Below are 26,183 nucleotides of genomic sequence, written 5' to 3'. Positions count from 1 at the left end.
GGTGCGCTCTTGGTGATCAGAAACGCTCGCTGGTGCCGCCTCGTACGGACTCGTACCGAGCGGCCGGCTCCCCCCACCGACACTGAGGAAAAAACGATGCGCGTTCGCAAGCTCACCTTCGCCGCCCTGGCCGTTGCCGCGGGTCTGTCGATGACGGCCTGCAATGGTGACGACGGCTCGGCACAGGGCGACGGGTCCTCCGCGTCCTCCGCGTCGTCCTCGGGCGGCGGTTCCGGCTCGGGCGGTTCGGAGCAGGGCGGCGGCAAGGACTCCGCGGACTCCGCCGGCTCCGCGGGGACGAACTCCGGAAAGAACTCCGGCGGGCAGGAATCGGCCGCCGCAGGCAGCGGCTCCGACGCGAACGCCAAGGTCGGCAAGTGCGCCACCGACGAGCTGGAGGTCACCGCGACGGACAACACCATCGGCGGCGACACCGAGGGCACCGTCGCGGTCACGTTCAAGAACGGCGGCGGCCGGGACTGCACTCTGTCCGGCTACGCGGGCGTCGACCTGAAGACCAGCGAGGGCGATCTGTCCGCCAAGCGCAGTGGCGAGGCGTCGAGCCCCATGGTCCTCAAGGACGGCGAGTCGGTGTCCTTCGGCATCGGCTACCCCATCAACGACTCCGGCGGCTCCGGCGTCCGCATCACCACGCTGATCGTGACCCCGCCGAACGAGACGAAGTCGGTCTCCATCGCATGGCCGGGCGAGGGCTCCCTGCCCGTCACCGACGGCTCCGGCAGCCCCGTCACGGTCCACCCGATGGGCAGCGCCGGTCAGGGCGGGGCGAACTGACCGCGAGGGCCCGCGTGCCCGCCCGGTTGTCGCTCCTCACCAATACGCCTCCGGCGCGGGCCGCCGGGACCGGCTCGGCGGTGGCTGTCGTGGGGTTCCTTTGTGGGGTTCCCACAGAGGGAGAGGGTCTGAGCAGTCACTTCTTCAGTGCCCCCGCCCTCTTCTGTCCGGGGGTGCCAGGAAAACGGCCCGGAGACTGTACAGAGTCGACGGTCCGTTTCCCCGGGGCCGCTCCGTAAGGTCGCTACATGACCGTTTTGGACGAGACCGCCTCCTCCGGGGGCGAGCCCACCGACGCGCGTGGGCGCGTGGCCGAACTGCACGAGATCCGTGCGGAGGCGCTGCGCGGACCCAGCGAGAAGGCGACCGAGGCGCAGCACGCCAAGGGCAAGCTGACCGCACGCGAGCGGATCGAGCTGCTCCTCGACCCGGGCTCGTTCAATGAGGTCGAGCAGTTGCGGCGGCACCGCGCCACGGGCTTCGGCCTGGAGACGAAGAAGCCGTACACCGACGGCGTCATCACGGGCTGGGGCACGGTCGAGGGCCGTACGGTCTTCGTCTACGCGCACGACTTCCGGATCTTCGGCGGGGCGCTCGGCGAGGCCCACGCCACGAAGATCCACAAGATCATGGACATGGCCATCGCGGCCGGTGCGCCGCTGGTCTCGCTGAACGACGGCGCGGGCGCCCGTATTCAGGAGGGCGTCAGCGCGCTCGCCGGCTACGGCGGCATCTTCCAGCGCAACACCAAGGCGTCGGGTGTGATCCCGCAGATCAGCGTGATGCTGGGCCCGTGTGCGGGCGGCGCGGCGTACAGCCCGGCGCTCACGGACTTCGTCTTCATGGTCCGCGAGACCTCGCAGATGTTCATCACGGGCCCGGACGTGGTCCGCGCGGTCACGGGCGAGGAGATCACGCAGAACGGCCTGGGCGGCGCCGACGTGCACGCCGAGACGTCCGGTGTCTGCCACTTCGCGTACGACGACGAGGAGACCTGCCTCGCCGAGGTGCGCTACCTCATCGCGATGCTGCCCTCCAACAACCGCGAGAACCCGCCCGCGCACGAGTCGGACGACCCGGCCGAGCGCCGCTCCGACGTCCTGCTCGACCTGGTCCCGGCGGACGGCAATCGCCCGTACGACATGACCAAGGTCATCGAGGAACTCGTCGACGACGGCGACTTCCTTGAGGTCCACGAGCGCTGGGCGCGGAACATCATCTGCGCGCTGGCCCGTCTGGACGGCAAGGTCGTCGGTATCGTCGCCAATCAGCCGCAGGCCTTGGCGGGTGTCCTGGACATCGAGGCGTCGGAGAAGGCGGCTCGCTTCGTCCAGATGTGCGATGCCTTCAACATCCCGATCGTGACGCTCCTCGATGTCCCCGGCTTCCTGCCGGGCGTGGACCAGGAGCATGGCGGCATCATCCGCCACGGCGCCAAACTCCTGTACGCCTACTGCAACGCCACGGTCCCGCGCATCTCCCTCATCCTGCGCAAGGCGTACGGCGGCGCGTACATCGTCATGGACAGCCAGTCCATCGGCGCCGACCTCACCTACGCCTGGCCCACCAACGAGATCGCCGTCATGGGCGCCGAAGGCGCGGCCAACGTGATCTTCCGCCGCCAGATCGCCGCCGCCGAAGACCCCGAAGCCATGCGCGCCCGCATGGTCAAGGAGTACAAGGCCGAGCTCATGCACCCCTACTACGCCGCCGAGCGCGGCCTGGTCGACGACGTCATCGACCCGGCAGAAACCCGCCAGGTCCTGATCAGCAGCCTCGCCATGCTGGCGAACAAGCACGCCGACCTGCCCTCGCGCAAGCACGGCAACCCTCCGCAGTAACCCTGCGCCGCAGTACCCACAAGGAGAACGCTGCAGATGACTCCCCCCGACATCCGAGTGGAAAAGGGCCACGCCGAGCCCGAGGAAGTAGCGGCCATCACCGCGATCCTCCTGGCCCGCGCCGCCGCCCGTCCCGCCGAGACCCCGGCCCCGCGCCGAGGCCGCGACAGGGCCGGCTGGCGCCGCCTGGAGCGCACGCCGGGCTTCCGCGCCCCGCACAGCTGGCAGGGCTGACCCTCAATTCCACCGAGCGCCGGACGTCTCCCTCACGGAGCCGTCCGGCGCTTGCCGTCTACCGGACCGGGTCCGCCGCTTCGGCCGCCGCCTTGACGCTCACCAGAAGCGCGGCGAGCCCTTCCCGGGACACGACCAGTATTCGCTCGGGCTCGTCGCTCTCGCGGAGGCGAAGGGTCTTGTCAGGCATGGCGGCAACATTCACGCAGTTCGCTGCCTCGCCGCTGAAAGATGACTTCTGCCAGGTCGGCTTGGTCACTTCGCTACTCATCTCTTACGCCTCGCGCATGGTGGCGAGGAGCAAATCTCGGGACTGCGACGGCTTCAAAGCGCAATCGTGTCCGGCTTCGGGATCGAGCCACCGAACTGGACGATTCCGTGACCGGCGCCGGGGAATGTGCCCGCCTCGAACGGAATGACCAGCACGTCGATGTGCGGCTCCTCACTGCGGTCTCCTCGTGTGACGCGCCCACCGGGGGCAGCCACGCACCCGCGTCCCGCAGGAGGTCGCAGACCACATGGCCCGCGAAGTCGACCCGAGCGCCTGCGAGGGAACGCCGGACAGCGTCACACGCCCCGGGCGGCCTCAATGCTGCTCAGGGCAGAGCCGCGGCCGCCGACTCCGCGAGGACCCGTACCGCTGGGTGCCAAGGGCGGCTTCGCGGGCCGCTCAGGACCAGTCGGCGCGATACCGGAGGCGTCACCGGCAGCAGCACGAGGTCCGGCGGGATCAGCGGGCGTGAGGCCTCGGAGAGGACGGTGACGCCGAGCCCGGCCTGAACCATGCTGATCAGCGTGGCCAGATCACGCACCCGGTGCGCGGGGGCGACGCCGAGCCCCGCGAGACGGTGCAGTTCGCGGAGCCGGGTCTCGCAGCCGCCCGGCGAGACCAGGAACGGGTCGTCCTCCAGGTCACGCACATCGACGGCCGCCTCGCCCGCCAGCGGATGGTCCCGGGGAAGCAGCGCGCGATAGCCGTCCTCGGTGAGTGCCACGCCAGGACCCGGCGGCGGGTCGACCAGGACGGCGGCATCGGCCGTCCCGTCCTCCAGCCAGGCCGCGATCTCGACGCTGTCCCCTTCGAAGACCCGGACGGTGACCTTCGGCTGCCCCGCGCGCCATTGCCGCAGCAGACCGGGCAGCAGGCCTCTGCAGACCGTCGGGGTCGCCGCAAGCCGCACGGTCCCTGAGTAAGCCCGCGTGGCTTCGGACGCGGTCTCCTCCAGTGAGCGCACCGCCGAGAGCGCGGTACGGGCGTACGGCAGGAGACGCTCGCCCAGCACGGTGGCGCGCGCGGGGCTCGACCGGATCAGGAGCGGGGCGGCCAGTTCGCGTTCGAGCGAGGCCACGGCGTGCGACACAGCGGACTGGCTCATGCCGAGCTCATCGGCCGCCGCGCCGAAGCCGCCCGTATCGACGACCGCGAGAAACGCCCTGAGCTGCGGAAGGTTCACGGTCATGCGGGCGCCTCATACGTCGGTGAAAGGGATGCGTTGGCTCCATGGTGACGGTCGGGGCGAGGCTCCCTCCGAAGAACCCACCACACCGAGGAGTACCGTGCCGCACATCAGGGTCACCGTCACCGAGCCCGACCTCCCCACAGCCATGCGCCGCGCCCTCGCCGAGGGCCTGACCCGCCTGGCGGTCTCGGCCCTCGGCAAATCGAGCGCACGGACCATCGTCCATCTCGACCTGCCGCCGGCCGACTGCTACTACGTCGACGGGCGGCGCCTGCCCGACGGCGTACGTGACGCCCACGTGGAAGTGAGCATCACCGCGGGCACGAACAGCGCCGAAGAGAAGGCCGCCTTCATCGCCGGGGCCGCCGAGTTCCTGACGGATCTGCTCGGCCCGCTCGCCCGCGGCGGAGTCGCCCTGCATGAACTGCACCCCGAGAGCTATGGCTACCAGGGCGTCACCCAGTTCGACCACTACCGCGAGAACTGACGAGGGCCCGTACGCGGATGGCGTGCGGGCCCTTGGTCATGGAGCGGCGTGGGCGGGAGACGTCAGCGCAGCCGTGCCATCAGCGCGTGTTCGACCAGGGTGATCAGCGCGCTCTTCGCGTCCGCGCGGTGGCGCGCGTCCGTGGTGATGATGGGGGTGTCCGGGCCGATCTGGAGTGCTTCGCGGACCTCGTCGGGGTTGTACGGCTGGTGGCCGTCGAAGCCGTTGAGGGCGATCACGAAGGGCAGGCCCGAGTTCTCGAAGTAGTCGACCGCGGGGAAGCAGTCGGCGAGACGGCGGGTGTCGACCAGGACGACCGCGCCGATGGCGCCGCGGACCAGGTCGTCCCACATGAACCAGAAGCGGTCCTGGCCCGGCGTACCGAAGAGGTACAGGATCAGGTCCTGGTCCAGGGTGATGCGGCCGAAGTCCATGGCGACGGTGGTCGTCGTCTTGTCTCCGGTGTGGGTGAGGTCGTCGATGCCCGCGGACGCGGACGTCATGACGGCCTCGGTGCGCAGCGGGTTGATCTCAGAGACCGCCCCGACGAACGTGGTCTTGCCCACGCCGAAGCCGCCCGCCACCACGATTTTCGCGCTGGTGGTGGAGCGGGCTGTTGCTCCGCCGCTAGAGCTTGCGAAGTCCACTGAGCACCCTTTCGAGCAGTGTCACGTCTGGCTGGCCGCCGGCGGACTCGTCGCCGCCGGGCTGATGGATGGCGACAAGTCCGGCCTCCGCCAGGTCGGCTACGAGGATCCGGGCGACGCCGAGGGGAATGGAGAGCAGTGCCGAGATCTCAGCAACCGACTTGATCTCGCGGCACAGATTGCAGATCCGCTGGTGCTCGGGCAACTGGCCCTGGAGCTGATGCGGTTGCGCCGTGGTGTGCACCAGCGCCTCGATGGCGAGCTGGTAGCGGGGCCTGGTGCGGCCACCCGTCATGGCGTACGGGCGCACCAGGGGGTTGTTCGCCGACCCGGCGGGCGCCGGTTGAGGAGCGCGCCGCTGGGGTTGTACGGGTTGGATACGGGGCGCGTGCCCCGGCGTGCCCTGGTCGTACGGGCGCGGGCCCGGCTGCTGGGGCTGCGCGTACGGCTGCCGGCGGTGGCTCGGCGTGGGGGGGAAGTCGTACCGGTTCGCTCCGCCGTCGTGCCGGCCGCCCTGGCCATGGCCGGGGGACCAGTTCGCCGATGACGGACCGTCTGGGGGTGTTGCCACGTTACTTCCTCCTCCAACTGTGCCGGGCACCATCACTGTGGAGCCGCGTCCCGAAACCTTACGGGCACGGGACGCGAAAACGCACCGTCTGTCTGTTAGTTGAGAAGGCTCCCCTGGAGCTCCGCACGCAGGTCCGGTGTGAGAACAGTGCCCGCCCGATCGACAAGAAGTGCCATTTCGTACCCAACGAGACCGATGTCCGCATCCGGGTGGGCGAGAACTGCGAGGGAAGAACCGTCAGAAATGGACATGATGAAGAGAAATCCTCGCTCCATCTCCACAACGGTCTGGGTCACCGCACCGCCCTCGAAGATCCGGGAGGCCCCGGCGGTGAGGGAAGTCAGACCCGACGCGACGGCCGCGAGCTGATCGGCACGGTCGCGGGGGAAGCCTTCGGACATCGCCAGAAGGAGTCCGTCGGCGGAGACCACCACCGTGTGGGACACCCCGGGGGTGTTGTCCACGAAGTTGGTGATCAACCAGTTCAGGTTCTGCGCCGCCTGGCTCATCGGGCTCACACTAACGCTCCTGGTTGTAGGTGCTGTCAGGGCTGAAGCCCTGGCCATTCGTGTCACTGTTCGCTGTACGTCCACGCTGGACGCCCCGGCGCAGATTGCTCAGCCGGCCCCGGACGTCCTCGGGGTCACGGGAGACCTGGGGGCCGCCCTGTGGGGTCTGTTCGGCGGTGCCCTCGACCAGATTGGCCTTGGGGACCCGCCGCGGGAGCCCGGACGGGGTGACCCCGCCCGCCTTCGGCTCCTTGAGGCGCTCGGCCCGCTGCCAGCGCTCGTCGTTGGACGAACGCCAGGATTCGGTGCCGGATTCGCTCTCGTTGTCGGGTGTCTGCGGGGAGTCGGCGGGGGCGCTTCCGTTGCCGCCGGCGGCGGACGAACCGCGGCGCGGGAGGCCCGCGTCGGTCATTTCGTGGACGGTGGAAGGGACCGGACCGGGACGCTCGAAGCCTACGCGGTCCGTGTCCTCCGCGTGGTCGGCCCGGACAGATTCCGTTTCCGGGGCGTACTCGTTCTGGTATCCGCCCTGGTGGCCGTCGCCGGTGGGCCAGTCGTCCTGCTGGGACCGCTCCGGATAGCTGACCGCGGGGTCCTGGTGAGCGTTCCGGTAACCGTCCTGGTAGCCGTCCTGGCCGGGGAAGTACTGCTCGTTCCCGTAGCCCTGCTGGCCCTGGCCCTGGTCCTGGCCCTGGTCGAAGCCGCCCTGGTCGTAGCCGCCCTGCTGGCCGTACGAAGGCTGCTGCTGGTCGTACGAGGCCTGCTGCTGGTCATAGGCGGGCGCCTGCCGGCCGAACCCGGGGTTCTGCTCCTCGTACGCGGGAGCGTGCTGGTCGTACCCGGCCTGCTGGTCGTAGCCACCCTGCTGGTCGTACGAGGGCTGCTGCTGCTCGTACGGAGGCTGCTGCTGGTCGTAACCGGGGCGCGGCTCGACCTCGTCGCGGAAGAGCGGGCGGTCGTCGCCCGGCTGCTGTGCCTGCGCCTCAAGGGCGGCCCGGCGCTCCTCGCGCATCAGGGAGCGGCCGACGGGGTCCAGCTCCGGCTGGGCATCCAGGTCGCCCTGGTACCGGGTGTCGTCGAAGCCCAGCTCCGCGGCCGTGCGCAGCGGCTCGGCCGCGAGGGCCTGCTGCTCCGGGATGATCTGGGAGACGGTGAACTCGGGGTCCTGGACGTGCTCGCCACCGCCACCGTGGGTGATCGGGTCCGGCAGCATGACGAGCGAGGTCGTGCCCGCCTGCTCGCCCGAGGGGCGGAGCTGGACGCGGATGCCGTGCCGGTCGGCGAGCCGCCCGACCACGAACAGGCCCATGCGCTGCGAGATCGCGGCGTCCACGGTCGGCGGGTTGGCCAGCTTGTGGTTGATGTCCGCGAAGTCCTCGGCGGTGAGGCCGATGCCCTTGTCGTGGATCTCGACCATGATGCGGCCGTCGGGCAGACGGGTCGCGGTGACGCGGACCTTGGTCTGCGGCGAGGAGAAGGTGGTGGCGTTCTCCAGGAGCTCGGCGAGCAGGTGCACGAGGTCGGTCACGGCGAGGCCGTGGATCTCGGCCTCCGGCACCCCGGAGAGCTCGATGCGCTCGTACTGCTCCACCTCGGAGGAGGCGGCGCGCAACACGTCGACCAGCGGGACCGGCTGGTCCCAGCGGCGGCCGGGCTCCTCGCCGGAGAGGACCAGGAGGTTCTCGCCGTTGCGTCGCATACGGGTCGCCAGGTGGTCCAGGCGGAAGAGGGACTCCAGCTGGTCCGGGTCGGCCTCGTTGTTCTCCAGGTCCGTGATGAGGGTCAGCTGGCCCTCGATCAGCGACTGGTTGCGGCGCGAGAGGTTGGTGAAGATCGCGTTGATGTTGCCCCGGAGCAGCGCCTGCTCGGCGGCGAGCCGCACGGCCTCGCGGTGCACCTGGTCGAAGGCGCGGGCGACCTCGCCGATCTCGTCCGTGGAGTTGATCGGGATGGGCTGCACCCGGGTGTCGACGCGGCCCGGATCGGTGCGCGAGAGCTGGTCGACGAGCATCGGCAGGCGCTGCTCGGCGATGCCGAAGGCGGCGGTGCGCAGGCGGCGCATCGAGCGGGACATCTGGCGGGCCATGAGCCCGGCCAGGATGAAGGCCGCCAGCAGTGCGACGACCACGATGGCGCCGGTGATGTAGGCGTTGCGCTGCGCGTCGGCGGCGATGTCGGACGCCTCGTCCACGGCCTTGTCGGCGAGCTCCGACTCGATGGTGCGGTAGGCGTCGAACTTGGCGGAGGTGGTGGCCCACCAGGCCTCTCGCGTGACGCCCTTGCCGGCCAGCGCGACGCGGGCGCTCGGCTGCGTGCTCTGGAGGGTCGCGATGGCGGAGACCATCTTCTCCTGCGTGGGCGGCGGGACGAAGGTCTCGCCCTTGGCCTTCGCGGCGGCTGCCGCCTCCTTGGCCTGCTTCTCGCCCGCGGCCGTGAGGTCCTTCTTCATCTCCTCCAGCTTGGCGACGTCCTCGGGGGTGCCGCCGCCGGTGTACTCCTCGATGGCGATGCGCTCGAGGTAGGCGTACGAGGCGAGGGACGTGCGCTGGAGGGTCAGCGAGCCGGTGCCCGGACCGGGCTTGACCAGCAGGTGCGTGCCGATGGACCGCTGGAGCGAGAGCGCTGCCTTGGAGAGCGAGATCGCGTAGACGGTGCGGCCGTAGCTGGTGATGTTGCCGGTGCCCAGACCGAGTTCGTTGGCGAACTCCATCAGGGGGTGCTGGATGGCGACGTAGCCCTCTTCGGTCTTCACGCCGCTGAGCTTGGTGGTGTACGCGTTCTGGCGGAGCGGGGCCAGGTGGGGCTCGACCTTGTGGAAGCCCTTGAGGCGGCGGTTCAGGCCCTCTTTGTCCGGCATATTCTTTGAGGCGGCCTCGAACGCGGCGGCGGCCTTGTCGGTGGCCTTGCGGGCCTTGACGACGATCGGGTCGTTCCGCTTGCCGTTCAGCAGCGGAGCGGCGGTGACGTCGCGCTCCTCGATGAGGCGGTTGCCGTAGTCGAGGGAGGCCCGCACCAGGCGCGCGGTGCTCTCGGCGTCCTGTGCCTCGCTCCAGGTGTCGATCGAGCCCTTCACCTGGAAGCCGCCCATGACCAGGCCGACCAGCACGGGTATGAGCAGGATCGCGTTCAGTTTGGTGGGCACACGCCAGTTGCGCGGGGACATCCGCCCACCGGAGGGAGCCGGGGGCTCATTGCCGGATGTGGCGGTCACGTCAACGGGGGACGCCGCTGTGCGCGGCGGCGGGGTGAAGTTGCCCCGCGTGTCCCCGGTGGGGGGTGCCGCGGGGCTCGTCTTGCTTCGCCTCACTCGACCAACAACCTCTCGGCGGCGGCACCACTCGCGTCGTACCGCTGTCGTCTCCAAGGCCCGTGCTACTGGGCAGTTCAGCGCATTCCAGCACGTCAGACGCTGCCGCACCAAACACTGGGAAGCGGAAGTTCCGAGTGGCGCAAGCCTCAGATAAATCGGTCATAAAGAGCGAGCCCCGCCAAAAGGCGGGGCTCGCGTGCGCGCAGCGGCACCAGGCGACCGCGTCGCGTTGCGGTCACCTGGCAATTCTCTGTCGAAACGTTATGAACACGGCGTGCACTCGTGTCAAAGGACACAGACCGATCCGTGTTGTCTACGGCAACTACCGTATATGTCCTGCCTACTTGAGTCGTGCCATAAGTGCGTGCTCGACCAGGGTGATCAGACCACTCTTTGCGTCTGCACGGTGTCGGGCGTCGGTCGTGATGATCGGCGTGCCCGGCCCGATCTGGAGCGCCTCGCGGACCTCGTCGGGGGTGTACGGCTGGTGGCCGTCGAAGCCGTTGAGGGCGATCACGAACGGCAGCCCGCTGTTCTCGAAGTAGTCGACCGCGGGGAAGCAGTCGGCGAGACGGCGGGTGTCCACGAGTACGACGGCGCCGATGGCGCCGCGGACCAGGTCGTCCCACATGAACCAGAAGCGGTCCTGGCCCGGCGTACCGAAGAGGTACAGGATCAGGTCCTGGTCCAGGGTGATGCGGCCGAAGTCCATGGCCACCGTCGTGGTGGTCTTGTCCCCGGTGTGGGTGAGGTCGTCGATGCCCGCGGAGGCGGACGTCATGACGGCCTCGGTGCGCAGCGGGTTGATCTCCGAGACGGCTCCCACGAACGTGGTCTTGCCCACGCCGAAGCCGCCCGCCACCACGATCTTGGCAGAAGTGGTGGAACGGCCTGAGTCCGAGCCGTTAGAGCTTGCGAAGTCCACTGAGCACCCTTTCGAGCAGTGTCACGTCAGGCTGGCCGCCGGCGGACTCGTCGCCGCCGGGCTGGTGGATGGCGACAAGTCCGGCCTCCGCCAGGTCCGCCACGAGGATCCGGGCGACGCCGAGCGGCATCGAAAGGAGTGCCGATACCTCGGCCACCGACTTGACCTCACGGCAGAGGTGGCAGATCCGTTGGTGCTCGGGGAGCAGCCCCATCAGCTGCGCCGGGTCGGCCGTGGTACTCACCAACGCCTCTATGGCGAGCTGGTAGCGCGGCCGGGTCCGGCCGCCGGTCATCGCATAGGGGCGGACCAGCGGCTGGTCGCCTTCCATCCCGTACGAGGCATCGCCGTACGGGTTGTGAGAGGCGGTGGGCGGGGTCATGGATCCTCCGGGCGGGACAGCAGGTCATCTGCGTGTGCCGTCTGACAGAGCCGGTGGGGGCAGTGTGGCGGCCGGACGGTTGGTCAATTCGTTCGGTCGGTGGGGCGGCCGAAGGGCAAGGCGTCGTACGTACCGGTCTCGCTTCGGGCCTAGTGGAGCAGGCTCCCCTGCAGCTCGGCGCGGAGGTCCGGGGTGAGGACGGCACCCGCTCGGTCGACGAGCAGCGCCATCTCGTAACCGACGAGGCCGATGTCGCACTCGGGGTGGGCGAGCACGGCGAGGGAGGAGCCGTCGGAGACCGACATGATGAAGAGGAACCCCCGCTCCATCTCCACCACGGTCTGCGTGACGGTGCCGCCCTCGAAGATCCGGGAGGCGCCGGCCGTCAGGGAGGTCAGCCCTGAGGCGACCGCGGCGAGCTGGTCGGCGCGGTCCCGCGGGAACCCCTCGGACATGGCCAGAAGGAGGCCGTCGGCGGAGACCACGACCGTGTGGGACACCCCGGGGGTGTTGTCCACGAAGTTGGTGATCAACCAGTTCAGATTCTGTGCCGCCTGGCTCATCGGACTCAACTAACGCTCCTGCTGGTGAGTGGGGAAACTGCCGGTCTGGCCGGTACCGGCCTGGCGACCCTGCTGGATGCCCCGACGGAGATTCGTCAGCCGGCCACGTACCTCTTCAGGGGCACGCGATACCTGCGGACCTGTGCTTTCCTGCTGCTGCTGGGCCGTGCCCGCGACCAGGTTGGCCCGCGGGACGCGGCGCGGCAGACCGGATGTGGTGACGCCGCCCGCCGAGGGCTGCCGGACGCGCTCGGCCTGGCGGCCCAGCTCGTCGTTGGGGGAGGTACGCCAGTTGGAGCCGGCGGTGACTCCCGTGCCGTTCCCCGGGCCCGCTTCGGCCGGGGCCGCGGACGGCTCCTGGCCGGTCGGGCGCGCGGGCAGCGGGCGTGCGGGCAGCGGACGCTGCCCCTGCCCCTGGCCCTGCTGCGGCTGCTGGGGCGCCTGCCGGGGCGCCGCCTCGGGGGCCTGACGGCTCCGCTGCGGCTCCTGGCGCCGACCGGGCTGCTGCGGGTCGTGCTGCTGACCGTGCTGCGGCTCCTGCCGGTGCTCCCGCTGCTGCTCCTGCTGCGCGGCCTGACGGCTCTGCTGTTGCTGCTGGAACCAGTTGGTCTCCAGCGTGTCGTACAGCGGAGTGGGCCCGTCGCCCAGACCGGAGTCGGGCGGCAGGGGCGCCTCCAGCTCCGAGGGCAGGCCGTGCTGCTGCGGAGGCTGCTGCCTCTGCTGCGGCTGCCGGTTCTGCGGGTCCTGCTGCGGGTCCCGCTGCTGCGGCTGCTGGTCCTGCTGCTGCGGGTGCTGCGGCTGCTGGGGGAAGCCCTGCTGCGGCTCGCCCTGGCCCCGGCGGGGGGCCGGCGGGCGCGGCACGGTGTAGTCGGGCATCTCCCGGTTGCCGTGCCGGCCGGGGCCGTTGCCCTGGTCCTGCTGCTGGTTCTGCTGCGGCGACTGCTGGTTCTGCTGCTGGGGCTGCTGCGGCTGCTGGTTCTGCTGCGGCCGGCCCTGCTGCGGCGCCTGCCGTACGTCACCCGGGTTGCCGAAGACGTCCGAGCGGACGAACTGGCCCGTGGCGCCCGCGTCCTGCGGCGCCTGGGTGCCGGGCGGCGGCCCGTCGAAGTCCGGGCGGGCGAACTCCGCGGTGGAGCCGGGACCCTGCCGGTCGTCGGCGGGCAGGCCGGGCTGCGGGTACTGCCCGGTGGACTCGTGCTCCTCGTGACCGCGCGGGGTGTCGAAGGGCTCGCGCGCCACCTGCGGCTGCGCGTTCTCGTCGCTCCAACTGGGCACGCGGGGCTGCGGGTTGCCGCCGGGCAGCTCGGCGCGGGGTCCTCCGCGCGGCGGAAGCTGCGGGCGGCGCCCCTGGTCACCGGTCTCGGCCGGCGGGTTCATGGCGTTCGTACGCTGCTGGGGGACCGGCGGCTGCTGTGCCCCGCCACGGCCGCCCTGCGGCGCCTGCGGCTGCTGGCCCATGGGGGCGCCCGCCGGACGCTGCTGCTGGCCGCTGTCCCTGGAGGGCAGCGCGGCCCGCGGACCGGAACCCGCGACCTGCTGACGCGGGCCACCGGTACCGGCGCCCGGGCGGCCGGGAGCACCGGCTCCGGGGCCACCGGCGAGCGCGGGACCGCCGCGGCCGGGACCACCGGCGGGGCCGGGACCCTGGCCGAGCGCGGGGTTCGCGTTGCCCGTGCCGACACCGCGGCGCGCGGCGGCGGCACCGGCCGCGGCCTGGGCGGCCGCGGGGCCGCCGGTCGGGCCGGGGCCACCGGGCTTGCCGGGAACCTTCTTGCCGCCCTGCGCGACATCGACGGGCAGCATGACCAGCGCGGTCGTACCACCGGAGTCGGAGGGGCGGAGCTGGATGCGGATGCCGTGGCGCTGCGAGAGGCGGCCGACCACGAACAGACCCATGCGGCGGGAGACGGAGACGTCCACGGTGGGCGGCGACGCGAGCCGCTCGTTGATCGCGGCGAGGTCCTCGGGGGAGAGGCCGATGCCGGTGTCGTGGATCTCGATCAGGACGCGGCCGTCGGGCAGCGCGTGACCGGTGACCTTCACCTTGGTCTGCGGCGAGGAGAACGAGGTCGCGTTCTCCAGCAGCTCGGCGAGGAGGTGCACGAGGTCGTTGACGACGCGTCCCGCGACCTCGGTCGAGGGCACCCCGGAGAGCTCGATGCGCTCGTACTGCTCCACCTCGGACGCGGCGGCACGCAGCACGTCGACGAGCGGGACGGGCCGCGTCCAGCGGCGGCCCGGCTCCTCACCGGCGAGGACGAGGAGGTTCTCGCCGTTACGGCGCATGCGGGTCGCGAGGTGGTCGAGCTTGAACAGCGAGGAGAGCTGGTCGGGGTCGGCCTCGCGCGACTCCAGCTCGGAGATGAGCGAGAGCTGGCGCTGGATGAGGCCCTGCGAACGGCGCGAGAGGTTGGTGAACATCGCGTTGACGTTGCCCCGGAGGAGCGCCTGCTCGGCGGCGAGGCGGACGGCCTCGCGGTGCACGTCGTCGAAGGCCGCGGCCACCTGGCCGATCTCGTCCCTGGAGTGCACACCGACGGACTCGACGGAGGTGTCGACGTCCTGCGGGTCCGACTCGGAGAGCTGCTTGACCAGCTCGGGCAGACGGTCCTGGGCGACCTTGGTCGCGGTGTCCTGGAGCCGGCGCAGCGAGCGGATCATGGACCGGGCCACGACGAACGCGCCGACGAGCGAGACGCCGAGCACGAGCAGGATCAGCGCACCGTTGAGGATGGCCGACTGCTCCGACTCGTTGCGCAGCTCGCGCGCCTTCTGCTCCATCTCGCCGAGCAGCGTCAGTTCGATCTTCGACATCGCGTCGATCTTGGTCGTGTCCTGGTCGACCCAGTCCTTGTAGGACCGCTTGTCCTGGAGCTTGATGCCGCCCTCCTGCTCGAGCACGCGCTTGGCGTACTCGTTGGCGGACTTGACGGCGGCGTTGCCGCCGTCGATGGGCTCGGTCAGCTCGTCGGGGTTACCGGCGTAGATCTTGCTGAACGAGACCAGCTCCGAGCGCTCCTTCGCGTTGGCGCTGAGGCCGAAGGTGCGGTCCGTCTCGGACATCTTGCCGTACTCGCTGTCGTTCGCGGGCAGGGCTGCGGCGATGATCGCGCGCTGCACTGACGCGTACTCCTTGGCCGAGGAGAAGGCGGCCAGGGCGCGGGTGCGCTGGATCATGTCGGGGTTGGACGTCGCCTGCGCCATGTCCTGCGACAGCGCCAGGAGCTGCTCGACGAGCTGGCTGTAGGCCTCGACCGTCTGCGAGGTCGACTTCTTGTCCTTGTAGGCCTTCTTGCGGACGTCGTTGATGCCCTGGAGCTGCTGGGTGATCTGGACGGCGCTGTGGCGGACGCCGAGGAGGCCGTTCTCGCCGTCGGTGTCGTTCAGGTTCTGGGTGCCCCGCAGGAACTCGCGGTAGACCCGGTCGGTCTTCTCGCGGGCGCCCTTGACGGTGTAGTCCGTGGCGGGCGCGTTGTGCGCGAGGGGACCCGCGGACTTGTCGCGCTCCTCCTGGAGCGCCACGGCGAGCGCGGTCGCCTGCTTGGTCATGTCGGTCAGCAGCTTCATGTTGTCGAGCTGCTGGATCTCGTCCAGGGACGAGTTGATGCGGAGCCCGCCCAGCGTGGTCGCGGTGATCACGGGGAGTGCGAGCAGCGAGATCAGGCGGGTGGAGATGCGCCAGTTGCGCAGGGCTATTCGTGGGCCGGGGCCGGTGGGTGCCTTGGCACCGGACGAGCCCTTGTCCTTGGTGTCCTTGGCGGGGGGAGCCGCCGGGCTGCCCGTGACGCCCTGGCGCGCGGCTCCGTGGCCGCCGTTGCCGGGCGTGCCCGGGCCGGGGTTCTGGGCGTGCTGGGGCGAGGAGCCGCGGTCGTTGCCGCCGCGCTCCGGCTCCGCCGCGGCTTCCCCTCGGCCGGCCTGGGGAGACCCCTTGCCATCCCTCTTGAAACGTCCCTGCACTAGCGTCGCAACCTCTGGACCAGGCGTCCTGCCGCATGGCGGCGGGACGGTGTCGGCGTCGTGGGGCGTGAAACGCCCCATGGGTGGTCGTGAGTGACCGGCGCTGCTTCCCCTTCCCGCCGCCACTCGGCGCTGCGTTGCGCCCCTGCGCGCCGGTTCGGTCCCGCGGCGGTCCCGGGAATTCCAGCACAGTGCAGGATCTCCAACAAGGCCCATGTGCCGCGCCCCGACGGGCGTGACGCCGCGTGAGTAAGGGGTCACGAGACGTAGAAAGTGATCTAGGGGAAAACGGACCTTTCCCCATGTAGCTCCTGCGGGGAGGGGGTGTCCCAGTGTTCATGATCAGGAGCGGAATGGTGCCTTCAGTGGTGCATTGTCCGTTTCCGGAGGTGCGGCGGGGAAGGTGAATTGACCCTTTTGCCCAGTCATCCGTGAGCAAACTCACATGAAGATCATGGCTTCTTCCGGACTTTGGCCGGGAATTGGATGTTTAGCCTGACGCTTTACAGGGATGGCGAATCCGACAAGCCGCGCCCGTCATAAGGCGCCTCAACAGACAAGGTCAGAACAGCAGATGAAGACTGTGCGCTCGACGATGTTCCGAAACATAGCCAACCCGCGCCGCACCACTCTCGCGCACCTCAAGGACGCCGACGACGTCCAGGCGGCGCCGGAGCAGCCGCAGCACGCAGTCGAACTGCCGGCCCAGACGGCCAACCCGAAGCGCACGATTCTCATGGTCGCGCCCCAGGCGCACACCCCGTCCGGCGCGTGAACCGCGGCGACGGCCGCGCGCGGAGCAGCGGGGCAGCCGGGGGAAAGTCGTCAGCGGCCCGCAGGCCACCGCGTTAGCCTGGGGTGTCAGACCGCAACCACCTCAAGAGGCTCAAGCGTGCGTATCGCCAGGTTCTCCATCGACGGCAATGTCGGCTACGGCGTGGTCGAGGGAGAGGGCCCCGACGGGCTCGTCCTCGACATCATCAAGGGCATCCCGTACGCCGACTTCGAGCTGTCCGGCACCAAGGTCCCGCTGAGCAAGGTCCGCCTGCTGCCGCCGGTGCTCCCGAACAAGATCGTGGCCTACGGCCGCAACTACGGGGAGCACGCGGCGGAGCTCGGCCACGACGTGCCCGACGTTCCCTTCGCCTTCCTCAAGCCGTCCACCTCGCTGGTCGGCTCCGGCGACGCCATCACGTACCCCTCGTTCTCCGAGGAGCTGCACCACGAGGCCGAGCTGGCCGTGGTCATCGGCCGCATGTGCCGGGAGGTCCCGCGCGAGCGGGTCAAGGACGTGATCTTCGGCTACACCTGCGCCAACGACGTCACCGCACGCGACGTGCAGCGCCGTGAGAAGCAGTGGGCCCGTGCCAAGGGCTTCGACAGCGCGTGCCCGCTCGGCCCCTGGGTGGAGACGGAGCTGGACCTGGCCGCCGCGAGCGACCTCACGATCCAGTGCACCGTCAACGGCCGGCAGCGCCAGCTCGGCCGCACCAGCGAGATGATCAACTCCATCGAGGACCTGATCGTCAACATCTCCGAGGCCATGACGCTGCTCCCCGGCGACGTCATCCTCACGGGGACCCCGGCAGGCGTCGGGCCCCTCAACGTCGGCGACGAGGTCGCCGTCACCATCGAAGGCATCGGCACTCTCACCAACAAGGTGATCAAGCGTGGCTAACGCGACCCCCGTACGCGTACGTTTCTGTCCCTCGCCGACCGGCAACCCCCACGTGGGCCTGGTCCGCACCGCCCTCTTCAACTGGGCCTACGCCCGGCACAACGAGGGCGTCCTGGTCTTCCGCATCGAGGACACCGACGCGGCTCGCGACTCCGAGGAGTCCTACGAGCAGCTCCTGGACTCGATGCGCTGGCTGGGCTTCGACTGGGACGAGGGCCCCGAGGTCGGCGGCCCCCACGCGCCGTACCGCCAGTCGCAGCGCATGGACGTCTACAAGGACGTGGCACAGAAGCTCCTCGACGGCGGCTACGCCTACCCCTGCTACTGCACCACCGAGGAGCTCGACGCCCGCCGCGAGACCGCCCGCGCGGCCGGCAAGCCGTCCGGCTACGACGGCCACTGCCGCACGCTGACCGCCGAGCGGATCGAGGCGTACGAGGCCGAAGGCCGTAAGCACATCGTCCGCTTCCGGATGCCGGACGAGGCCATCACCTTCACCGACCTGGTCCGCGGCGAGATCACCGTCCAGGTCGAGAACGTCACCGACTACGGCATCGTGCGCGCCAACGGCGCCCCGCTGTACACGCTGGTCAACCCGGTCGACGACGCCCTGATGGAGATCACCCACGTCCTGCGCGGCGAGGACCTGCTCTCCTCCACGCCCCGGCAGATCGCCCTCTACAAGGCCCTGATCGAGCTGGGCATCGCCCAGGGCGTCCCCGAGTTCGGCCACCTGCCGTACGTCATGGGCGAGGGCAACAAGAAGCTCTCCAAGCGTGACCCGCAGGCGTCCCTGAACCTCTACCGCGAGCGCGGCTTCCTCCCCGAGGGCCTGCTGAACTACCTGTCCCTCCTGGGCTGGTCGTTCTCCGCGGACCAGGACGTCTTCACCATCCCGGAGATGGTCGGCAAGTTCGACCTCACGGACGTGAACGCCAACCCGGCCCGCTTCGACCTGAAGAAGGCCGAGGCGATCAACGCCGACCACATCCGCATGCTGGACGTGAAGGCCTTCGCCGAGGCCTGCGAGCCGTGGCTGCGGGCCCCGCACGCCAACTGGTCGCCCGAGGAGTTCGACGAGGCCGCCTGGCAGGCCATCGCGCCGCACGCGCAGACCCGCCTCAAGGTTCTCTCCGAGATCACGGCCAACGTCGACTTCCTGTTCCGCTCGGAGCCGGTCTTCGACGAGCCGTCCTGGACGAAGGCCATGAAGGAGGGCTCCGACGCCCTCCTGCGCACGGCCCGCGCCAAGCTGGACGCGGCCGACTGGAGCTCCCCGGAGTCCCTCAAGGACGCCGTCCTGGCGGCGGGCGAGGAGCACGGCCTCAAGCTCGGCAAGGCCCAGGCCCCGGTCCGCGTCGCCGTCACCGGCCGCACGATCGGCCTGCCCCTCTTCGAGTCCCTGGAGATCCTGGGCAAGGAGAAGACCCTGGCCCGCGTCGACGCGGCCCTGGCGAAGCTCGCCGCCTGAGCGGACGCACGGACCGAAGGACGAACCGAAGGACCCGGAAGCCGCGACGGCTCCCGGGTCCTTCGCTTACCGTCGTCCCATGCCGATCAAAGCCGTGGTCTGGGACATCGACACTGCGTTCTTCGGGGGATAACCCCCGAACCCCCAGCCGGGTGCCGCAGCTGCGGATACCGTCTTTGCCATGCCGATCAAAGCCGTGGTCTGGGACATCGACGACACCCTCTTCGACTACGCGCGCGCCGACACCACCGGCATGCACGCCCACCTCACCGCCGAGGGACTCCTTGAGCGGTACGAGTCCGCCGAGCTCGCCCTCGTCCGGTGGAAGGAGCTCACCGAGCGGCACTGGGCCCGCTTCAGCGCCGGGGGAGTGACCTTCGAGCAGCAGCGGCGCGACCGCGTGCGGGACTTCCTTCAGGCCCCGGCCCTCGCCGACCCCGACGTCGACGCCTGGTTCGAGCGCTATGTGCGGCACTACGAATCGGCCTGGTCGCTCTTCCCCGACACCGTCCCCGCCCTGGACGCCCTCGCCGACGGCTACCGCCACGCGGTGCTCTCCAACTCCGCCCTGGCCGTCCAGGACCGCAAGCTGCGCGTCCTCGGCCTGCGTGACCGCTTCGAGGCCGTGCTGTGCGCCGCCGACCTCGGCGTCTCCAAGCCGGCCGCCGAGGCCTTCCTCGCGGCCTGTACGCACCTGGGCCTGGCGCCCGAGGAGATCGCGTACGTCGGTGACCAGCCGGAGATCGACGCGAGGGGCGCCAGGGACGCGGGACTCCTCGGCATCTGGCTCGACCGCAACGGCGCGATGGGCGAGGGCCCGACGGGCGTGCACCGCGTCAGGGACCTCTCCGAGCTCCCCGCGCTGCTGCGGGCGGATACCCGTTTTGGAGCGCCGTCCACCTTCGGGTAATGTTCTTCCTGCGCCGCCCGAGAAGGCCGAAAGGTCCGGCCGGGAAGCGTAAGTCAAACAAAACCCCGTCAAGGGGTGGCGCTTTGATGGCCTATGGTGTAATTGGCAGCACGACGGTTTCTGGTTCCGTTAGTCTAGGTTCGAGTCCTGGTAGGCCAGCTCGCAGAGCTCATCTGCAACACGTGGATCTCATCCACATTGCCCCCGTTGTGTAGCGGCCTAGCACGCCGCCCTCTCAAGGCGGTAGCGCCGGTTCGAATCCGGTCGGGGGTACAGATCCTTCCCGCGGGGACAGATCGGGTCGCACCCACTGTCACTGATGCAGGATCGCTAGGGCCCCCGTTGTGTAGCGGCCTAGCACGCCGCCCTCTCAAGGCGGTAGCGCCGGTTCGAATCCGGTCGGGGGTACTGTCGGTACTAGACCTGGTCTAGACCACATTGGGCTATGGTGTAATTGGCAGCACGACGGTTTCTGGTTCCGTTAGTTTAGGTTCGAGTCCTGGTAGCCCAGCGCAGTAACGCAGTATCCAGGGCCCCCGTTGTGTAGCGGCCTAGCACGCCGCCCTCTCAAGGCGGTAGCGCCGGTTCGAATCCGGTCGGGGGTACAGAAACGGCAAGGGGCCTTCCCGTGAGGGAGGGCCCCTTCGTCATGCCCGCGCGGAACCTTCCTGCGCGGAGTCGTCCCGCGCGGAGTCGTCCTCTGTGGAACCGGGGCCGTAGCGGCGGTCCGACTCCTCCGCCTGCGCGATGCGGCGCAGGCTCAGCAGCACCGGCTCGTACAGCACGGTCAGCGCCACCGCCGCCTCCAGCTGCTCGTCCGGCGACTCGTACCGCTCGATCAAGTCCAGGTCCGAGGCGGCCAGTTGCCACCCGGAGCGGGCGTAGGGCGCCAGGTCGTCCACCGAGCACGGATACCCGAGCCGCGCCAGGGTGACCACGGAGGTCACCAGCATCCGGTAGGCGGGGGACTCGGCCGCGTGCCCCTGGGCGTACGTCCAGCCCAGGCGGTCGAGGAGCGCGTCCACCGTGCGGCGCGCGTCCTCCCGTACCGCGTCGTCGCCGTCGGGTTCCGGGCCGTGCGGCAGGGCCCAGACGGCCGTGCCGAGCCGGGAGCTGTGGTCCAGGGAGTCGTCCTCCAGGGCGGACAGGACCTCGCGCGCCGACGCGATCGGCACCCGGCCGACCTGGACCAGGGCCCGCACCAGGCGCAGCCGCTGGAGATGCGTTTCGTCGTACTCGGCCTGGGTCGCGCTCACCCGGCGGCCCGGCGGCAGCAGCCCCTCGCGCAGGTAGTACTTGATCGTGGCCGCGGGGACCGCGCTGCGCCGGCTCAGCTCCGCCAGTCTCATCGAGTCGTGCCTCCTCTTGCGTATCCGGTTGGAGAGTGTCACTATCTAACCATGGATAGCGACGCTATCCAATGTTCGGCCAGGGCTCCATGAAGGGGGAAGTGCCATGAGCGACAAGCCGATCGAAGGGCGCATGACCGCGGCGGCGGAAGGGGACGTGGTCGTCTTCCACATAGGGATGCGCATCAACAACTTCCGCGCCGTGCGGAGCTGGTGGCCCGTCTCCAGGGCGATGCCGCGCATGCTCAAGGAACTGTCGCGGGACCGGGAGAGCGGCATGCTGGGGTACCGGCTGCTCCTCGGCGGGCCACGCCTGATCTACATCGTCCAGTACTGGGAGTCGCACGAGAAGCTGATGGCCTACTCGGCGGCGCAGGACAAGGAGCACCGGCCGGCGTGGGCGGCCTTCAACCGGCGGATCAGGGAAGGCAAGGGGAAGGTCGGCTTCTGGCACGAGACGTATGTCGTGCGGGCCGGCGCCCATGAGGCGGTCTACGTGAGCATGCCCGCCTTCGGCCTGGCGGAGGCGACCGGGGTGATCCCGGTGGGCCGCCGGGGGGACCGGGCGGCCGATCGCCTCAAGATGGCCTGAGAGGGCCGAGGACGGGGGCCGGGAACCCCGTAGGGGACCGGCGGGGAGGACCGGAGGGGTCGCCGCGGCGTTGAGGCGGTCCCTCCGGTGTGCGTACGTCAGCCCGTGCGGCGCAGGGCTTCGGAGAGGCGGCCCGCGGCGTCGATGATCGCCTGGGCGTGCATACGGCCCGGGTGGCGGCTCAGACGCTCGATCGGGCCCGAGACCGAGACGGCGGCGACCACGCGGTTGGAGGGGCCGCGCACGGGCGCGGAGACGGACGCGACGCCCGGCTCCCGCTCGCCGATCGACTGGGCCCAGCCCCGGCGGCGTACGCCCGAGAGGGCCGTGGCCGTGAAGCGGGCCCCTTGGAGGCCCCGGTGCAGGCGCTCCGGCTCCTCCCAGGCCATCAGGATCTGCGCCGATGAGCCCGCCTTCATGGTGAGCGTCGAGCCGACCGGCACGGTGTCCCGCAGGCCGGACAGGCGCTCGGCCGCGGCCACGCAGATGCGCATGTCGCCCTGGCGGCGGTAGAGCTGCGCGCTCTCGCCCGTCACGTCCCGCAGATGCGTCAGGACGGGACCCGCCGTGGCGAGCAGGCGGTCCTCGCCCGCCGCCGCCGCGAGTTCCGCGAGGCGGGGGCCGAGAATGAAACGGCCCTGCATGTCCCGTGCCACCATCCGGTGGTGTTCCAGTGCCACGGCCAGTCGGTGGGCCGTGGGTCGTGCGAGCCCGGTGGCCGCGACCAGCCCCGCGAGGGTGGCCGGGCCGGACTCCAGGGCGCTCAAGACGAGAGCCGCCTTGTCGAGAACGCCGACGCCGCTAGAGTTGTCCATGCGTCGATACTCGCGTCTCACTCTGTGAAACGCAAGTTCAATTTTTCGCGGGACGCGCCACTCTGTACGAGCGATCCGCGGACCAACGGATCGGCGGTCGACGTGCGGCACGAGGGGTACGCGCGTCGGCGAACGGATTCTCTAGTTGGGCCGGCGACGCCGCCGGCCGGAGGGAAAGCGATGGGTAGGACACTCGCGGAGAAGGTCTGGGACGACCACGTCGTCCGGCGCGCCGAGGGCGAGCCCGACCTCCTCTTCATCGATCTGCACCTGCTGCACGAGGTGACCAGCCCCCAGGCCTTCGACGGCCTCCGCCAGGCGGGCCGCCCGGTGCGGCGGCTCGACCTCACCATCGCCACCGAGGATCACAACACCCCGACCCTCGACATCGACAAGCCCATCGCCGACCCGGTCTCGCGGGCCCAGCTGGAGACGCTGCGCAAGAACTGCGCGGATTTCGGCGTCCGTCTGCACCCGCTGGGCGACGTCGAGCAGGGCGTCGTCCACGTCGTGGGACCGCAGCTCGGGCTGACCCAGCCGGGCACCACCGTGGTCTGCGGTGACTCGCACACCTCCACGCACGGCGCCTTCGGCGCGCTGGCGTTCGGCATCGGAACCTCGCAGGTCGAGCACGTGCTGGCCACCCAGACGCTGCCGATGGCCCGCCCCAAGACCATGGCCATCACCGTCGACGGCGAGCTGCCCGACGACGTCACCGCCAAGGACCTGATCCTCGCGATCATCACGAGGATCGGCACCGGCGGCGGCCAGGGCTACATCCTGGAGTACCGCGGCCCGGCCATCGAGAAGCTCTCGATGGAGGCCCGCATGACCATCTGCAACATGTCGATCGAGGCGGGCGCAAGGGCCGGGATGATCGCCCCGGACCAGACCACCTTCGACTACCTCAAGGGCCGCGACCACGCCCCCGAGGGCGAGGACTGGGACGCCGCCGTCGCGTACTGGAAGACCCTGCGCACCGACGACGACGCGGCGTTCGACGCCGAGGTCTACATCGACGCCACCGAACTGGCGCCGTTCGTCACCTGGGGCACCAACCCCGGCCAGGGCGCGCCGCTGTCGGCGAACGTCCCCGACCCGGCTTCGTACGAAGACGCATCGGAGCGCTTCGCCGCCGAAAAGGCCCTGGAGTACATGGGGTTGACCGCCGGGCAGGCGCTGCGGGACATCAAGGTCGACACCGTCTTCGTGGGCTCCTGCACCAACGGCCGCATCGAGGACCTGCGCGCCGCGGCCTCCGTCGTCGAGGGCCGCCAGGTCGCCGACGGCGTACGGATGCTGGTCGTCCCCGGCTCGGTCCGGGTGGCCCTCCAGGCCGTCGCGGAGGGCCTGGACAAGGTCTTCACCGCCGCCGGCGCCGAATGGCGGCACGCGGGCTGCTCGATGTGCCTGGGCATGAACCCCGACCAACTGGCCCCCGGCGAGCGCTCGGCATCCACGTCCAACCGCAACTTCGAGGGCAGGCAGGGCAAGGGCGGGCGCACCCACCTGGTCTCCCCGCAGGTCGCCGCCGCCAGCGCGGTCACCGGCCACCTGGCCTCGCCCGCCGATCTGTCCGACGCCCCCGTCACCGCCGGAGTCCGATAGCCATGGAAGCATTCACCAAGCACACCGGCCGGGCCGTCCCGCTGCGCCGCAGCAACGTCGACACCGACCAGATCATCCCCGCCCACTGGCTGAAGAAGGTCACCAGGGACGGCTTCGAGGACGGTCTCTTCGAGGCCTGGCGCAAGGACGCGGAGTTCGTGCTCAACAAGCCCGAGCGCCAGGGCGCCTCCGTCCTGGTGGCGGGGCCCGACTTCGGTACGGGGTCCTCGCGCGAGCACGCCGTCTGGGCCCTCCAGAACTTCGGCTTCAAGGCGGTCGTCTCCTCCCGCTTCGCCGACATCTTCCGGGGCAACTCGCTGAAGAACGGCCTGCTCACCGTGGTGCTCGACCAGAAGGTCGTGGACGCGCTCTGGGAGCTGACGGAGAGCGACCCGCAGGCCGAGATCACGGTCGACCTGGAGGACCGCCAGGTCCGCGCGGCGGGCATCACCGCCGACTTCGACCTCGACGAGAACGCCCGCTGGCGGCTCCTGAACGGCCTGGACGACATCAGCATCACGCTCCGGAACGAGCAGGACATCTCCGCGTACGAGAGCGGGCGCCCCTCCTTCAAGCCCAGGACCGTTCAGGTCTGACACTCCGCAACACCCTGATGTACCCCCAATCGTGGACGGTTGGGGGTACCTCTGTGTGTGGCCTCCGAACAGGGGCAGATGGCCTGAACGGGTGGTCTCAACTCCCGTGCTCTGGCGGGAAGAAGAGGCCGGAAATCCCCTTGTACTCGGCCCGGCAAGGTACCCTCGAAACAGCGGCGGACGGCGGCAGTTACCCCCTGCGGAGGCGACAACTCGCCCCAGATGGCACAATCGGTGCATGGGACGTGACAGCCAACTCGAGCTCTACGGGCTCGTCGCGGACCAACTGAAGGAAGCGCACTCAAAAGTGCGCGCACTGCAAGTCCCGGAGGGCGTACGGATGGCGCTGACCCGGAAGCTGCTGGTCATTACGGCCGCGGCCAAACACGATCTCGCCGATGCGGCAAGGCGTCTGGAGCGATTCATGGCGGACCTCGAAGAGGGCCGATTCCCGGAAGACGCCTGAGCGCCGAGCCTCAACGGGCCTTCGAGGAACTCCGAGATGGGCCAGTTCGTTGCGGCACAAGGGTGATTAGCCCGTTTCGTGTTTGATTTGCGGTATATATCTGCCTAACGTGCGAAAAAGCCGGAGTATTTCGCTCCCGGCAATGTCTCCGAAGGGGAAGACGTGAACAAGGCGCAGCTCGTAGAAGCGATTGCCGACAAGGTCGGGGGCCGTCAGCAGGCCGCCGACGCCGTGGACGCGGTCCTGGACGCCGTCGTGCGCGCCGTGGTCAGCGGTGACCGTGTTTCGGTCACCGGCTTCGGCTCGTTCGAGAAGGTCGACCGTCCGGCCCGTTACGCCCGCAACCCGCAGACCGGGGAGCGCGTACGGGTCAAGAAGACCTCGGTCCCGCGTTTCCGCGCCGGCCAGGGGTTCAAGGACCTGGTGAGCGGTTCGAAGAAGCTCCCGAAGAACGACGTCGCGGTCAAGAAGGCGCCCAAGGGCAGCCTGACCGGCGGTGCTTCGGCGACGGTCAAGAAGGCCGCGGCCAAGAAGGCGACGACCGCCAAGAAGGCCACCGCCAAGAAGGCCACGCCGGCGACCGCGGCGACGGCGAAGAAGACCGCCGCGAAGAAGGCCACGCCCGCCAAGAAGACCACGGCGACGGCGAAGAAGGCCGCGGCCAAGAAGGCCACGCCCGCCGCGAAGAAGGCGACGACGGCCAAGACGGCGACGGCGAAGAAGACCACGCCCGCCAAGAAGGCCACGCCGGCCACCAAGAAGGCCACGGCGAAGAAGACCGCTCCGGCGACGAAGGCCACCGCCAAGAAGGCGCCCGCCAAGAAGTCCACGGCGCGCAAGACGACCGCCAAGAAGGCCACCGCCCGCAAGAAGTAGGGGCACAGAGGGCACTCACGCGCCGGGCCGGGGTCCCCCGGGGGGGACCGGCCCCCCTCTTTTCCTTTTTTGCCCCTTCCCCCCTACCGGGGGGCGAACATCTTGGGTGTTACCCAGGTGATCCTGCGGTCATCGCCCTCT

25 protein-coding genes and 5 tRNA genes are annotated in these 26,183 nt (G+C 69.9%); 18 read left to right on the top strand and 12 right to left on the bottom strand.

The window, feature by feature from the left end; genetic code table 11:
* Window positions 1-96 precede the first annotated feature (96 nt).
* The 3 genes from ACZ6JY_RS26975 to ACZ6JY_RS26965 all read left to right on the top strand — a co-directional run bounded on the left by ACZ6JY_RS26975 (window position 97) and on the right by ACZ6JY_RS26965 (window position 2,870).
* Window positions 97-795 carry a DUF4232 domain-containing protein gene (locus ACZ6JY_RS26975; RefSeq protein WP_469199714.1) on the top strand — a complete coding sequence of 233 codons (699 nt, stop codon included), beginning with the start codon at window positions 97-99 and terminating at the stop codon, window positions 793-795.
* A gap of 248 nt (window positions 796-1,043) precedes the next feature.
* Window positions 1,044-2,636: an acyl-CoA carboxylase subunit beta gene (locus tag ACZ6JY_RS26970; RefSeq protein ID WP_469199712.1), complete on the top strand. Its 1,593-nt coding sequence runs from the start codon at window positions 1,044-1,046 to the stop codon at window positions 2,634-2,636.
* Window positions 2,637-2,672: 36 nt separating this feature from the next.
* Window positions 2,673-2,870, top strand: coding sequence for an acyl-CoA carboxylase subunit epsilon (locus ACZ6JY_RS26965; RefSeq protein ID WP_469199710.1), 198 nt, complete (start codon window positions 2,673-2,675; stop codon window positions 2,868-2,870).
* 58 nt (window positions 2,871-2,928) lie between these two features.
* Here ACZ6JY_RS26965 and ACZ6JY_RS26960 read toward each other — a convergent pair whose 3' ends face one another.
* Together ACZ6JY_RS26960 and ACZ6JY_RS26955 are read right to left on the bottom strand one after the other, a co-directional pair.
* The gene (locus ACZ6JY_RS26960; protein ID WP_469199708.1) at window positions 2,929-3,141 is read right to left on the bottom strand and encodes a DUF397 domain-containing protein; all 213 of its coding nucleotides are present in this window, start codon (window positions 3,139-3,141) and stop codon (window positions 2,929-2,931) included.
* Window positions 3,142-3,466: 325 nt separating this feature from the next.
* Window positions 3,467-4,330: a LysR family transcriptional regulator gene (locus ACZ6JY_RS26955; protein ID WP_469199706.1), complete on the bottom strand. Its 864-nt coding sequence runs from the start codon at window positions 4,328-4,330 to the stop codon at window positions 3,467-3,469.
* 97 nt (window positions 4,331-4,427) lie between these two features.
* On the opposite strand from ACZ6JY_RS26955, the gene ACZ6JY_RS26950 reads away from it, so the two are divergent.
* On the top strand, window positions 4,428-4,817 hold the full coding sequence (locus tag ACZ6JY_RS26950) for a tautomerase family protein (protein ID WP_469199704.1): 390 nt from the start codon (window positions 4,428-4,430) through the stop codon (window positions 4,815-4,817).
* 62 nt (window positions 4,818-4,879) lie between these two features.
* Here ACZ6JY_RS26950 and ACZ6JY_RS26945 read toward each other — a convergent pair whose 3' ends face one another.
* From ACZ6JY_RS26945 to ACZ6JY_RS26910, 8 genes are all read right to left on the bottom strand, one after another.
* A complete protein-coding gene (locus tag ACZ6JY_RS26945) occupies window positions 4,880-5,464 on the bottom strand; it encodes a GTP-binding protein (protein ID WP_447040198.1) in 585 nt (194 codons plus the stop codon).
* The gene (locus tag ACZ6JY_RS26940; protein WP_469199702.1) at window positions 5,445-6,035 is read right to left on the bottom strand and encodes a DUF742 domain-containing protein; all 591 of its coding nucleotides are present in this window, start codon (window positions 6,033-6,035) and stop codon (window positions 5,445-5,447) included. Before ACZ6JY_RS26940 ends, ACZ6JY_RS26945 begins: the two co-directional genes overlap by 20 nt.
* Window positions 6,036-6,130: 95 nt before the next feature.
* A complete protein-coding gene (locus tag ACZ6JY_RS26935; RefSeq protein WP_062779227.1) occupies window positions 6,131-6,544 on the bottom strand; it encodes a roadblock/LC7 domain-containing protein in 414 nt (137 codons plus the stop codon).
* 10 nt (window positions 6,545-6,554) lie between these two features.
* Window positions 6,555-9,851, bottom strand: a complete 3,297-nt coding sequence (locus ACZ6JY_RS26930; RefSeq protein WP_469199699.1) for a sensor histidine kinase — start codon at window positions 9,849-9,851, stop codon at window positions 6,555-6,557.
* A 343-nt stretch (window positions 9,852-10,194) separates the two neighbouring features.
* On the bottom strand, window positions 10,195-10,779 hold the full coding sequence (locus ACZ6JY_RS26925; protein ID WP_369211452.1) for a GTP-binding protein: 585 nt from the start codon (window positions 10,777-10,779) through the stop codon (window positions 10,195-10,197).
* Window positions 10,760-11,161: a DUF742 domain-containing protein gene (locus ACZ6JY_RS26920; RefSeq protein WP_062779230.1), complete on the bottom strand. Its 402-nt coding sequence runs from the start codon at window positions 11,159-11,161 to the stop codon at window positions 10,760-10,762. The genes ACZ6JY_RS26925 and ACZ6JY_RS26920 overlap by 20 nt, the downstream gene beginning before the upstream one ends.
* A 149-nt stretch (window positions 11,162-11,310) precedes the next feature.
* Entirely contained in the window at window positions 11,311-11,724 is a 414-nt protein-coding gene (locus ACZ6JY_RS26915; RefSeq protein ID WP_030787430.1) for a roadblock/LC7 domain-containing protein, read from the bottom strand.
* Between the two features lie 9 nt (window positions 11,725-11,733).
* A complete protein-coding gene (locus ACZ6JY_RS26910; protein ID WP_469199697.1) occupies window positions 11,734-15,681 on the bottom strand; it encodes a sensor histidine kinase in 3,948 nt (1,315 codons plus the stop codon).
* Window positions 15,682-16,255: 574 nt separating this feature from the next.
* On the opposite strand from ACZ6JY_RS26910, the gene ACZ6JY_RS26905 reads away from it, so the two are divergent.
* The 9 genes from ACZ6JY_RS26905 (at window position 16,256) to ACZ6JY_RS26865 (ending at window position 20,345) form a co-directional block, all read left to right on the top strand.
* Complete coding sequence (locus tag ACZ6JY_RS26905) at window positions 16,256-16,456, top strand: hypothetical protein (RefSeq protein ID WP_469199695.1); 201 nt, start codon at window positions 16,256-16,258, stop codon at window positions 16,454-16,456.
* Between the two features lie 117 nt (window positions 16,457-16,573).
* A complete protein-coding gene (locus tag ACZ6JY_RS26900; RefSeq protein ID WP_469199693.1) occupies window positions 16,574-17,359 on the top strand; it encodes a fumarylacetoacetate hydrolase family protein in 786 nt (261 codons plus the stop codon).
* On the top strand, window positions 17,352-18,830 hold the full coding sequence (gltX, locus tag ACZ6JY_RS26895) for a glutamate--tRNA ligase (protein ID WP_469199692.1): 1,479 nt from the start codon (window positions 17,352-17,354) through the stop codon (window positions 18,828-18,830). Before ACZ6JY_RS26900 ends, gltX begins: the two co-directional genes overlap by 8 nt.
* Before the next feature lie 181 nt (window positions 18,831-19,011).
* A complete protein-coding gene (locus ACZ6JY_RS26890; protein WP_469199690.1) occupies window positions 19,012-19,740 on the top strand; it encodes an HAD family hydrolase in 729 nt (242 codons plus the stop codon).
* An 87-nt stretch (window positions 19,741-19,827) separates the two neighbouring features.
* Window positions 19,828-19,899: transfer RNA gene (locus tag ACZ6JY_RS26885), tRNA-Gln, on the top strand.
* Window positions 19,900-19,940: 41 nt separating this feature from the next.
* Window positions 19,941-20,013 (top strand) — tRNA-Glu (locus tag ACZ6JY_RS26880).
* Window positions 20,014-20,075: 62 nt separating this feature from the next.
* Window positions 20,076-20,148, top strand: a tRNA-Glu gene (locus ACZ6JY_RS26875).
* A gap of 31 nt (window positions 20,149-20,179) precedes the next feature.
* Window positions 20,180-20,251 (top strand) — tRNA-Gln (locus tag ACZ6JY_RS26870).
* Between the two features lie 21 nt (window positions 20,252-20,272).
* Window positions 20,273-20,345, top strand: a tRNA-Glu gene (locus ACZ6JY_RS26865).
* 42 nt (window positions 20,346-20,387) lie between these two features.
* Here the strand turns inward: ACZ6JY_RS26865 and ACZ6JY_RS26860 are convergent.
* Window positions 20,388-21,089, bottom strand: a complete 702-nt coding sequence (locus tag ACZ6JY_RS26860; protein ID WP_469199689.1) for a MerR family transcriptional regulator — start codon at window positions 21,087-21,089, stop codon at window positions 20,388-20,390.
* Between the two features lie 106 nt (window positions 21,090-21,195).
* On the opposite strand from ACZ6JY_RS26860, the gene ACZ6JY_RS26855 reads away from it, so the two are divergent.
* On the top strand, window positions 21,196-21,681 hold the full coding sequence (locus ACZ6JY_RS26855) for a DUF4188 domain-containing protein (RefSeq protein ID WP_469199688.1): 486 nt from the start codon (window positions 21,196-21,198) through the stop codon (window positions 21,679-21,681).
* A gap of 98 nt (window positions 21,682-21,779) precedes the next feature.
* Here ACZ6JY_RS26855 and ndgR read toward each other — a convergent pair whose 3' ends face one another.
* Window positions 21,780-22,496, bottom strand: a complete 717-nt coding sequence (gene ndgR, locus ACZ6JY_RS26850; RefSeq protein ID WP_329381031.1) for an IclR family transcriptional regulator NdgR — start codon at window positions 22,494-22,496, stop codon at window positions 21,780-21,782.
* 180 nt (window positions 22,497-22,676) lie between these two features.
* Between ndgR and leuC the strand changes: the two genes are divergently transcribed.
* The 4 genes from leuC to ACZ6JY_RS26830 all read left to right on the top strand — a co-directional run bounded on the left by leuC (window position 22,677) and on the right by ACZ6JY_RS26830 (window position 26,042).
* Window positions 22,677-24,104, top strand: coding sequence for a 3-isopropylmalate dehydratase large subunit (gene leuC / locus ACZ6JY_RS26845; protein WP_469199687.1), 1,428 nt, complete (start codon window positions 22,677-22,679; stop codon window positions 24,102-24,104).
* 2 nt (window positions 24,105-24,106) lie between these two features.
* Window positions 24,107-24,700 carry a 3-isopropylmalate dehydratase small subunit gene (leuD, locus tag ACZ6JY_RS26840; protein WP_469199686.1) on the top strand — a complete coding sequence of 198 codons (594 nt, stop codon included), beginning with the start codon at window positions 24,107-24,109 and terminating at the stop codon, window positions 24,698-24,700.
* A 238-nt stretch (window positions 24,701-24,938) separates the two neighbouring features.
* A complete protein-coding gene (locus ACZ6JY_RS26835; RefSeq protein WP_469199685.1) occupies window positions 24,939-25,166 on the top strand; it encodes an SCO5555 family protein in 228 nt (75 codons plus the stop codon).
* A gap of 162 nt (window positions 25,167-25,328) precedes the next feature.
* Window positions 25,329-26,042, top strand: a complete 714-nt coding sequence (locus ACZ6JY_RS26830) for an HU family DNA-binding protein (protein ID WP_469199683.1) — start codon at window positions 25,329-25,331, stop codon at window positions 26,040-26,042.
* The last annotated feature ends 141 nt before the right edge of the window (window positions 26,043-26,183 follow it).

The sequence above is a fragment of the Streptomyces sp. NPDC046335 genome (assembly GCF_055587985.1).
The sequence above is the reverse complement of the archived record's forward strand: the minus strand, read 5'-3'. Positions and strand labels throughout refer to the sequence as shown.